This window comes from Nonomuraea recticatena, assembly GCF_039533245.1.
Classification (GTDB): domain Bacteria; phylum Actinomycetota; class Actinomycetes; order Streptosporangiales; family Streptosporangiaceae; genus Nonomuraea; species Nonomuraea roseola.
Map to the genome: position 1 here is coordinate 45754 of NZ_BAAATE010000047.1, position 10672 is coordinate 56425.

Annotated in this window: 4 protein-coding genes; all 4 read left to right on the top strand. The window is 73.9% G+C overall.

Annotation, left to right across the window (positions count from 1 at the left end; all coding sequences use genetic code 11):
- Positions 1-41 precede the first annotated feature (41 nt).
- The gene (locus tag ABFX50_RS46010) at positions 42-785 is read left to right on the top strand and encodes a tryptophan 2,3-dioxygenase family protein (RefSeq protein WP_346156445.1); all 744 of its coding nucleotides are present in this window, start codon (positions 42-44) and stop codon (positions 783-785) included.
- A 19-nt stretch (positions 786-804) separates the two neighbouring features.
- Positions 805-2061 (top strand): tryptophan 2,3-dioxygenase, encoded by a 1257-nt coding sequence (locus ABFX50_RS46015; protein ID WP_346156448.1) that lies wholly within the window; start codon positions 805-807, stop codon positions 2059-2061.
- Positions 2054-3088 carry a methyltransferase gene (locus tag ABFX50_RS46020; protein WP_346156450.1) on the top strand — a complete coding sequence of 345 codons (1035 nt, stop codon included), beginning with the start codon at positions 2054-2056 and terminating at the stop codon, positions 3086-3088. Before ABFX50_RS46015 ends, ABFX50_RS46020 begins: the two co-directional genes overlap by 8 nt.
- Before the next feature lie 55 nt (positions 3089-3143).
- Positions 3144-10672: amino acid adenylation domain-containing protein (locus tag ABFX50_RS46025; protein WP_346156452.1), on the top strand; the 7529-nt coding region annotated here is incomplete at its 3' end.

Genomic DNA, 10672 nt, shown 5'->3' on the forward strand with positions numbered 1-10672 from the left:
GTTTTGCTCAGGGGCTACGGTTGCCGTGCTAGTGAAGAGGTATGACCAGCGCTCTTTCCGCGTACCGCGCGTACCGTGAATATCTGTCCCTGGACACGCTGCTGGACCTGCAGAAGCCGAATACCGGGCAGCCCGACGAATTGCTGTTCGTCGTCGTCCACCAGTCGCACGAGTTGTGGTTCAAGGAATTGCTGCACGAGCTCGGCGGCCTCCAGGCGGCCCTCTCCGCGGCCGACAGCGGCCACGCCCTGCGGACGTTGCGGCGGCTGCGCGCCGGGTTCGCGGTGCTGACGGCGCAGATGGAGGCGCTGGAGACTCTGACCGCCGGGCAGTTCGACGCCTTCCGCGAGCGGCTGGGCGGCAGCGGCTTCTACTCGGCGCAGTTCCGCGAGATCGAGCTGGTGCTGGGCCGGTGCGACGGCGACGTGGCGCGGCAGTTTCCCGAGGGCAGCCGGGCCAGGGCGCGCATCGAGGACAGAGCGGGCCAGCCCCGGCTGTTCGCCTCCTTCCTCGAGTACCTGGCGGCCTGCGGGTATCCGCCGGACGACGTGCGGCTGGCCCTGCGGATGCTGCAACGGGACGACGCGGTGGCGGCGCAGGTGTGCGAGGGGCTGCGCGACCTGGACCAGGCATTCCAGGAGTGGCGGTTCCGGCACGCCGTCCTGGCCCGGCGGGTGATCGGCGACAAGGCCGGGACCGGCGGCTCGACCGGCGCGGAGTTTCTGCGCTCGACGGTCTTCACGCCGTCCTTCCCCGAACTGTGGCACGTGCCTGATCCCCAGTGACCCAGCGGAAGGACATCGCATGCGAGTCACGACGAACGTCGGGGTCGGGGGCCTGAGCCCGCGGGCGCTGGACGAGACGGCGAGATGCCCGTCCTCGGCCCTAAGCAGCCTCGCGGACTGGCAGGAGGACGCCCGCCCGGCGGCGTTCCCGTTCCGCCCGATCGTGCGGCACTACCAGGCGGTGGGCCGCGGTCAAGTGGACGCCGAGCTGGTTAAGGCCCTGCGTGTGCTGGCCGAGGAGGGCCGCCCGCGGCGCGGCCGTGGCGGGAGGGCGGCCGACGGGCTGATCCTGTCGTCCTGGCTGCCCTGCACCTTCGACCAGGAGGACGGGGACTACGATTCCTACGGCGCGATACTCCTGCTGCATCGCGTGGCCGAGACCACTCCGGGAGGCCCCGATGCGGGCCTCGACCTACAACAGGTGGCTCTGCTGGCCGATCTGCTGGCCTTCGAGGCCGCCGCCGCGGCCGGGCGGGGGCGCCGCTCACGGCAGGAGGTCAGGGTCCGGGCTTGCCTGCGCGCCCTGGCACGGGCCGGCGAGCTGGCGCCGGGAGCCGCCGGGGTGACTGCCCGGTTCCCGGCGGCGCCCGCCGCCGACCGGGCCGGGGAGCTCGCCCGGCTCGCCCTGGACGCCGTGCCGCCCGCCGTGCGGCTGGCCGCCGAGATCACGCTGCTGCCCATGACGCCGCTGCACGACGAGGTGATGTTCATCCGCAGTATCCAGGTGTTCGAGCTGGTCTACCGGCAGGTGGCGCGCCGCCTGGAACGGGCGGTCGCGGCCCTCGCCGGCGGGGACGCAGCGGCGGCGACGGCCGAGGTGCGCGACGCGACCGCCCGCGTGGCCGCCACCGGCAGCCTCTACCGGGTGCTGACCACCATGCCGAAGGAGTCGTTCGCGGTCATCCGGTCGTCAACCGACGGCCGGAGCGCCATCCAGTCCCGGGCCTACCGCGAGGTGGAACGTCTGAGCGCGCCCCTGCCCACCGAGCAACTCCCCATGGAGCTGTTACGTCTCGACGAGAGGCCGCGCCCCGGCCGCTCCCTCCAGGAGGAGTACCTGGCGACGGGCGGAGGGCCGCCGCTGGACGGCCTGGCCGCGGCCATGGCCGGGCTGGACAAGGCGTGGCAGGCGATGAAACGCACGCACTGGGGGATCGCCCTCAAGATCATCGGCCGGGTGCCGGGAACCGGCGGCAGCTCCGGCGCCGACTACCTGCGGGAGGCGGCGGAACGCCCGCTGTTCCCCGCGCTGTCACCAGGAGGCAAGCATGCCTGAGCACGAGGACGGCTACCGCGAGCTGCGCCACGCGATCATGGGATACATCGTCTCGCAGGCCGTCTTCGCGGTCACCGAGGCCGGCGTGCCTGACCTGCTCGCGCACGGGCCGGCTGAGGCGGGCGACCTGGCCAGGCGGTCGGGGACGGACGCCGGCGCGCTCGTCAGGTTCCTGCGCGTGCTCGTCGCCGAGGGCCTGTTCACCGAGGGGCCGCGCGGAACCTTCGCCCTCACCGCGACGGGCGCGTACCTGCGCGCCGACCGGCCCGGCTCGCTCCGGCACCTGGTCACGCTGATGGCCGGCGAGGCCTACCGGGCATGGGGGCTCGCCGGGCACTCGCTGCGCACCGGGAAACCGGCCTTCGACGAGCTGTTCGGGCAGCCCATGTTCGCGTGGCTGCGCGCGCACCCCGCCGAGTCGGCCGCCTTCGACGCCGCCCAGGCGGGACTGGTCACCGTACGGATGCGGCCGCTGGTCGAACGGGACTGGAGCGGCGCCCGCACGGTCGTGGACGTGGGCGGCGGCAACGGCGAGTTGCTGAGGACGCTGCTGGCGGGCAACCCGCACCTGCACGGCGTGCTGTTCGACCTGCCCCACGTGGTGCGGGAGGCCGACGTCCCGGCGGAACGCTGCGCCGTCGTGGGCGGCGACTTCTTCACCGGCGTGCCCGAAGGCGGCGACGTCTACGTGCTGGCGCAGATCCTGCACGACTGGGACGACCACGCCGCGGTCCGCATCCTGCGCGAAGTGGCCGCCGCCATGCCGCCGCACGGCACGCTGCTCGTCGTCGAGCAGGTGATCCCCGAGGACGACGCCCGCCATCCGGAAAAGCTCCTCGACCTGCACATGCTGGTGCTGCTCGGCGGGCGCGAACGGGCGGCCGGCGAATGGCGGCAATTGTTCGCGGCGGGCGGCTTCGAACTGACCGCAATTGAGCGCGGAACACGCTCCACATTACTCGCCGCGAAAGTCCGGAGACCAGGGGGAACGGTGTCCGGTCGGCAGGACAATGGCGCCGGCAATTGACTCTCGGGACTGCGGCGAATAAGGCTGGAAAAGACCTTTGAGGAGGGTGTCCCGGATGACTTCGATCGGCGTGTTGGCGGCGCAGGAAAGTCTTTGGCTGGCACAGCGGCTGCGGCCTGAGCCGCCCAACAACGTGGCCGCCGTCTGGGACGTCGAGGGCGAGCTCGACAATGCGGTGCTGAATTCCGCGCTGCGGGTCGTGCTCACCGAGGCGCGCACCGTCCTGGTCAATTTCAGCGAGGAGGCAGGACGGCTGCGCCAGGAGCCTTGCGACCTCGGCGCGTGGCGGCCCTTCGCCGCGGACATGAGCGGCGCGGCCGACCCGGAGGCAGCGGCGCGGGCGTACGTGGCCGAGCTCGCGGCCCGGCCGTTCGACCTGGAGCGGGACGTGCTGTTCCGCGCCGGCCTGCTGACACTGGGGGAGCAGCGGTCGTTCCTCGTGCTGGTCTGCAACCACGTCGTGACCGACGCCTTCGGCCTGCTCACGCTCGTCTCGCGGCGGATCGCCGAGGTATACACCGCGCTGCGGAAGGGTGACCCCGCTCCCGACTGGCCGGTGGAGGAGCCCGTCGCGCTGCACGAGCGGGACGCGCGCTACCGGGCCTCCGACAGATTCGGCAGGGACGCGGAGTTCTGGCGGCGCTACCTGTCGGACACGCCCGCCCCGGCCCGCCTGCCCGGAACCCCCGCGTCCGGCGGGGCCGACGCCGGCCGTACGGGCGTGTGGAGCCACACCGCGCGCGTGCACCGGCAGGAGGCCGACGCCTGGGAACGGCTGGCCGGCTCGTACGGCGTCACCCTGCCGACGCTGCTGATGGCGGCGGCGGCCGTCTTTTTCCGCCACATGTGCGATCTGCCCGAGCCGCTGTTCACCGTGACCGTCAACAACCGCTTCGGCACCACGCGGCGGACCCCGGGCGTCCTGTCGAACCTCGTGCCCATCAGGATCGGGGTGCCGGTCACCGCCGACCTTCCCGCCGTCCTCGACGCGACCCAGCGCGCCAAGACTGAGGTCTTCAGGCACGCCACGCACCAGGTCTCCGACATTCAGCGTGAGACCGGCCGGGCCGGAGCTGTACGCAGCCCGTTCGGCGCGATCGTCAACATCATCCCCTTCGTCGAAGGGCTGGACCTCGCCGGCAGCACGGCGTACTTCGCCGGCGGCTCGTTCGGCTCGGTGGACGAGCTGATGATCTCGACCTACTTTGACGGCAGGCACGACAGCGACCTGCACGTACGGGTAGACGCCCCGGCAGCGTTCTACGGTGAGGCCGACCCCGCCGCGCTGAGTGAACGCCTGATCGCCACCGTCCGCGCCCTGACCGCGCGCCCCGAGGCCCCGGCCGGCTCGATCGAGCTCCTCGCCGCCCACGAGCGGCGGCTGCTCGCCGACTTCAACGACACGGCTGTGCCGCTGTCCGGCGCGACCGTCGCCGAGTTGTTCGAACGTCACGCGGCGGCCAGGCCGGGCGCCGTGGCCGTGGTCGCCGGCGACGTGACACTGACCTACGGCGAGCTGAACACGCGCGCCAACCGGCTGGCGCACGCCCTGGCCGGGCGCGGCGTCACGCCCGAGTCCGTGGTGGCGGTGGCCGTGACCCGCACGGCCGACCTCGTCGTGGCCCTGCTCGGCGTCTACAAGGCCGGCGCCGTCTACCTCCCGATCGACCCCGAGTTCCCGAGCGGCCGTCTCGACTACGTGCTGTCCGACGCCCGGCCGCACGTCCTGGTGACCGACCCGGCCGGAGACCGGGCCGTGCCCTGGTCCGTAGTGACGCCGCGCCTCGGCATCGACGTCACCCGCCAGGAGGGTGGCGAGGCCAACCTGCCCGTGCGGGCCCGTCCGGGCAACGTCGCCTACCTCATGTACACCTCCGGCTCCACGGGCACGCCCAAGGGCGTCGCCATCACCCACCGCAACCTCGTGGCGCTGTTCGCCGGCACGGAGCAGTGGTGCCGCTTCGGCCCGGACGACGTCTGGTCGTGCTGCCACTCGCAGGCCTTCGACGTGTCCATGTGGGAGATGTGCGGCGCGCTGCTGCACGGCGGGCGCATCGTCCTGGCCGGCTGGGACGTCGTGCGTTCCCCCGACGCGCTGTGGCGGCTGCTGCTCCGCCACGGCGTGACCGTCCTGAGCCAGACGCCCTCGGCCTTCTACGAGCTGTCCGCCAACCGGCCCGCCGACACCTCGGGGCTGCGGCTGCGCATGGTGGTCTTCGCCGGCGAGGCGCTGGACCCGGCACGGCTGCGCGGCTGGTACCCCAGCGAGACGCCCGGCGCGCCGGTGCTGGTCAACATGTACGGCATCACCGAGACCACGGTCCACGTCACCTACCTGGAGATGCTGGCGGAGTTCGCCGAGCGTGGCGCGAGCCCCATCGGGGTGCCCATCGGCAACACGCGGATGTACGTGCTCGGCCCAGGCCTCACCCCGGTGCCGCCCGGCGTGATCGGCGAGCTGTACGTCGCCGGCGCGGGCGTCGGCCGCGGCTACCACGGCCGGGCCGGGCTCACCGCCCAGCGTTTCGTCGCCTGCCCGTACGGGCCGCCGGGCACCGTCATGTACCGCAGCGGCGACCTGGCACGCTGGGCCGCCGACGGCCGCCTGGAGTTCATGGGACGCGCCGATCACCAGGTCAAGATCCGGGGCTTCCGCATCGAGCCCGCCGAGATCGAGGCGGCCCTGGAACGGCACCCGGGCGTGTCGCAGGCCGCGGTGATCGCCCGCGAGGGCCGGGGGACCGGCGGCAAGCAGCTCGTCGCCTACGTCGTGCCGCAGGCCGCGGGCGGCATCGGCGGCGGGGAGGAGGTGGACTTCCGCGCCGGCGCCGACGCCGCGGAGCTGCGCGCGTGGGTGTCGGGACGGCTGCCCAAGTACATGGTCCCCGCCGCGTTCGTGCTGCTCGACCGGCTTCCGCTGACCACCAACGGCAAGCTCGACCGGCGGGCACTGCCCGAGCCGGCGTTCGCGAGCGGCGACTACGTCGCTCCCTGCACCCCCGCCGAGGAGGCGCTGGCCGAGGTCTACGCCGAGGTGCTGGGCCTGGACCGGGTCAGCGCCGAGGACGACTTCTTCACCCTGGGCGGCGACAGCATCCGCGCGATCCAGGTCGTCTCCCGCGCTCGCGCCCGCGGCCTCGCGCTCAGCCCGCGTGACGTCTTCGAGCGCCGCACCGTGACCGACCTGGCCGACGTTATCCACGCCGGCCCGGCGTGCGTGCTGGAGGAGCTAGAAGGCGGCGGAACCGGCCCGATGCCGCTCCTGCCGGTGGCCCGCGAGGCCGCCGCGCGCGGCCCCGCGTTCGGCCGGTACGCGCAGTGGATGGCGTTGACCCTGCCGCCGGAGATCGACCACGCCGGCCTGGTCGCGACGCTCACCGCCGTGGTGGACCACCACGACGTGCTGCGCTCCCGGCTGGACGGTGGTGACCTGCGCGTGGAGCCGGCCGGCTCGGTGCCGGTGGCCCGCCTGATCCGCCGCGTCGAGCGCCCGGAGGAGGTCCCGCCCGCCCTGGAGGCCGCCCAGCGCGAGCTGGACCCGGAACGCGGCTCGATGCTGCGCTTCATCTGGCTCGACCCACCCAACCAGGCTGGCGACCGCGCCGGCGGGCGACTGGTGGTTCTCGCTCACCACCTCGTCGTGGACGGCGTCTCGTGGCGCATTCTGCTGCCCGACCTCGCCGCGGCCTGGCCGGACGTGCAGGCCGGGCGGCCCCCGGCCCTGCCACCTGTAGGCACCTCGATGCGCCGCTGGGCGCACGCGCTGCGGTCGGAGGCGGCCCGCCGCGGGCACGAGCTGCCGGCGTGGCTCGACGTCGTCGCCACCGACGAGCCGCCGCTCGGCGCACGCCCGCTGGACCCCGCCCGCGACGTCGCCTCGGCCACCTCCACCGTGCGCGTCCGGCTGACGCCGGCGATCACCCGTACCCTGCTGGCCCGGTGGCCCGCCGCCTTCCGCGCGGGTGTGGACGAGGGACTGCTGGCCGCGCTCATGCTGGCGCTGCTCCGCCACCGCCGCCGGGAGGGCGTGCCGGGCACCGCCGCCGTGATCCGGCTGGAGGGGCACGGCCGCGAGGAGGACGTGGTGCCGGGCGCGGACCTGTCCCGCACCGTGGGCTGGTTCACCAGCGTCTACCCGGCCCGGCTCGACCTGGACGGGATCAACGTCGAGCAGGCCTTCGCCGCAGGTCCCGCCGCAGGAGCCGCCATCAAGGCGGTCAAGGAGCAACTGCGCTCCCTCCCCGGCCACGGCATCGGGTACGGCCTGCTCCGCCACTTCAACGAGGAAACCGCGGCCGAGCTGAGCCGCCGTCCCGAGGGGCAGATCATCTTCAACTACCTCGGACGTCTCTCCGAGGACCTGGACGGAGGCGCCTGGGGGCCCGCGCCGGAATGGCCAGAACTAGTCGCCATGCCTGATCCCGGCCTGCCCGTCCCCGCCGCGCTGCAGGTGGACACCCTGATCACCGGCGAGCAGGAGCTGACGGCGCTGTTCACCTTCCCGGACGAGCTGCTTTCCCGCGACGAGGTGGAGGAACTGGCCGAGCTGTGGGCCGCCGCCGTCTCGGCACTCGCCGAGCACGCCGCCGCGCCGGACGCAGGCGGCCTGACGCCCTCGGACCTGACGCTCACCGGCGTGAGCCTGCGCCAGCTCGAAACATGGGAGCACGCCTGGCCCGGCCTGTCCGACGTCTGGCCCCTGACGCCTCTCCAGTCCGGCATGCTCTTCCACTCGATGCTCACCGGGGCGGGCGCCGACGCGTACCAGATGCAGCTCGTCCTGCGCCTCGACGGGCCGCTCGACCCGGCGCGGCTGCGCGCGGCCGGGCAGGCGCTGCTCGACCGGCACCCGAACCTACGCGTCGCGTTCGCCGCCGACGAGGCCGGCGACCTCGCCCAGCTCGTGGTGGACGGAGTCCGGCTGCCGTGGCGCGAGCACGACCTGTCCCGGCTCGACGAGGCCGAGCGCGCCCGCGAGCTGGAGCGGCTGCTGGTGGCCGACCGCGGCGTCCGCTTTGACCCCGCCGCCCCGCCGCTGCTGCGGCTGACGCTCGTCACGCTCGGCTCCGGCCGGGCCGAGCTCGTCCTCAGCACCCACCACGCCCTCCTCGACGGCTGGTCGCTCCCGCGGCTGATGCAGGACCTCCTGCGGCTCTACGCGGCGCAGGGCGAGCCGGACGGCCTGCCCAGGGCCGGCGGGTTCCGCGACTTCCTCGCCTGGCTGGGCTCCCGCGACCACGCGGCGTCGCTGCGCGCCTGGGCCCGCGAACTCCAAGGGGTGTCGGAGCCGACGCTGCTGGCGGCGAGCCCGCCCGCCCCCACCACCGACGCGGGCATCGGCCAGACCGACGTCCCGCTGCCCCCGGACGTGGCCGCCACCCTGTCCCGCCGCGCCGCCGAGCTGGGCGTCACACTCAACACGCTGGTGCAGGGCGCCTGGGGCGTGCTGCTGGCCGAGCTGACCGGCCGCAGGGACGTGGTGTTCGGCACCACCGTCTCCGGGCGGACACCCGCGCTGCCCGGCGTCGAGGACATGGTCGGCCTGTTCATCAACACCGTGCCGGTCCGGGTGCCCTGCGAGCCCTCCGACACCTTCGCGCAGGTGCTCGCCCGCGTGCAGGACCGGCAGGCGGCGCTGCTCGAGCACCACCACAGCGGACTCGGCGACATCCAGCAGGCCACCGGCCTGAGCACCCTGTTCGACACCCTGATCGTGTTCGAGTCCTACCCGGTGGACCGGATAGGCCTCGACGAGGCCAACGCCACGGCCGGCCTCGCCGTCACCGGCGTCCGGCCGTTCACCGCGACGCACTACCCGGTGGCGCTGCTCGCCGCCGCCGACCCCCACCTGCGGCTCACCGTGCAGTACCAGCGGGACCGGCTCTCCGGCGCCGACGCCGACCGGCTGTCACGCCGCGTCGTGCGCGTCCTGCGGCACCTGGCCGACGACCCTCAGGCCCGCCTCGCCCGGCTCGACCTGCTCGAACCCGGCGAACGCCACCGGCTGCTGCACCAGCTCAACGACACCGCCGTCGCGACCCCGCCGCTGACCGTTCCCGGCCTCGTCGAACGCCAGGCGGAGCGGACGCCCGACGCCCCTGCCGTGACGTCCGGCGGGCGCACCCTCACCTACCGCGAGCTGGACACCCGGGCCAACCGGCTCGCCCACGACCTGATCGCCCGCGGCGCGGGCCCCGAGACCACGGTGGCGCTGGCCCTGCCCCGGTCCGCGGAGCTGGTCGTGGCCGTGCTCGGCGTGCTCAAGGCGGGCGCCGCCTACCTGCCGATCGACCCCGGGTTCCCCAGCAATCGGCTCGACTTCGTGCTCGCCGACGCCCGTCCCGCGCTGCTGGTCACCGACCCCGCCGCCGAGCCGGCGGTGTGCGACGCGCGCATCCCACGGGTCCACCTCGGCGAGCTCGGCTCCGGGCCCGAGCACGCTCCCCGTACCGGGCTCCTGCCCGGCAACACCGCCTACCTGATGTACACCTCGGGCTCCACCGGCGAGCCGAAGGGCGTCGCGATCACCCACGGCAACGTCGTCAACGGCGTGCTGCGCCTGAACGACGTCCTCAGCCTGCCGCCGCGCGCCCGGATGCTCGCGGGCACCTCGATCAGCTTCGACGTGTCGGTGTTCGAGCTGTTCAGCACGCTCTGCCGGGGCGGGACGGCCGAGATCGTCCGGGACGTGCTCGTGCTCGGCGAACACGACACCTGGACGGGCGGCGTGATCAGCACGGTCCCGTCGGCCTTCGCCGAGCTCGTCGGCGGGCTCGGCGGGCGGGTCACGGCCGACGCGGTCGTGTTCGCGGGCGAGGCGCTGCCGGCCTCGCTCGTCCGGCAGGCCCGCACGGCGCTGCCCGGGGCGAAGATCGTCAACGCGTACGGGCAGACGGAGACCTTCTACGCCACGACCTGCCTGCTCGGCACGACCGCCACCCGGAGCAGCAGCGGCGGCGCCCCCATCGGCAGGCCGCTGGGCAACATGCGTGTCTACGTGCTCGGTCCCAGGCTCAAGCCGGTGCCGTCGGGCGCCGCGGGCGAGCTCTACGTCGCCGGCGCCTGCGTGGGGCGCGGCTACCACAACCGCCCAGGATTAACCGCCGAGCGGTTCGTCGCCGACCCGTTCGGGCCGCCCGGCGCGCGGATGTATCGCACCGGCGACCTGGCCCGCTGGAACCCGACGGGGGAGCTGGAGTACCTGGGCCGCTCGGACAACCAGGTCAAGATCCGGGGCTTCCGGATAGAGCCGGCCGAGGTGGAGGCGGCTCTGGCCGCGCACCCGCTGGTGGAGCAGGCCGTGGTGGTGGCGCGGGACGGCCGGTTGGTGGCGTATGCGGTGGGCCGGGCCGAGGGCGAGGCCCTGCGCGGCTTCGTCCGGGGCCGGCTGCCCGAGTACATGGTGCCCTCCGCGGTCGTCGTCCTGCCGGCGCTGCCGCTGATGCCGAACGGGAAGGTGGACCGGGCGGCGCTTCCCGCTCCGGAAGTCGGGGCGTCGGTGTACCGGGCGCCGTCGGCGGGTGAGGAGGAGGTGCTCTGCCGGCTGTTCGCCGAGGTGCTGGGGGTGGAGCGGGTCGGTGTGGA

Excerpts from the sequence above, each read along its gene's own strand:
- ABFX50_RS46010 (WP_346156445.1), top strand. The coding sequence starts at position 42 with ATGACCAGCGCTCTTTCCGCGTACCGCGCGTACCGTGAATATCTGTCC.
- ABFX50_RS46015 (WP_346156448.1), top strand. The coding sequence starts at position 805 with ATGCGAGTCACGACGAACGTCGGGGTCGGGGGCCTGAGCCCGCGGGCG.
- ABFX50_RS46020 (WP_346156450.1), top strand. The coding sequence starts at position 2,054 with ATGCCTGAGCACGAGGACGGCTACCGCGAGCTGCGCCACGCGATCATG.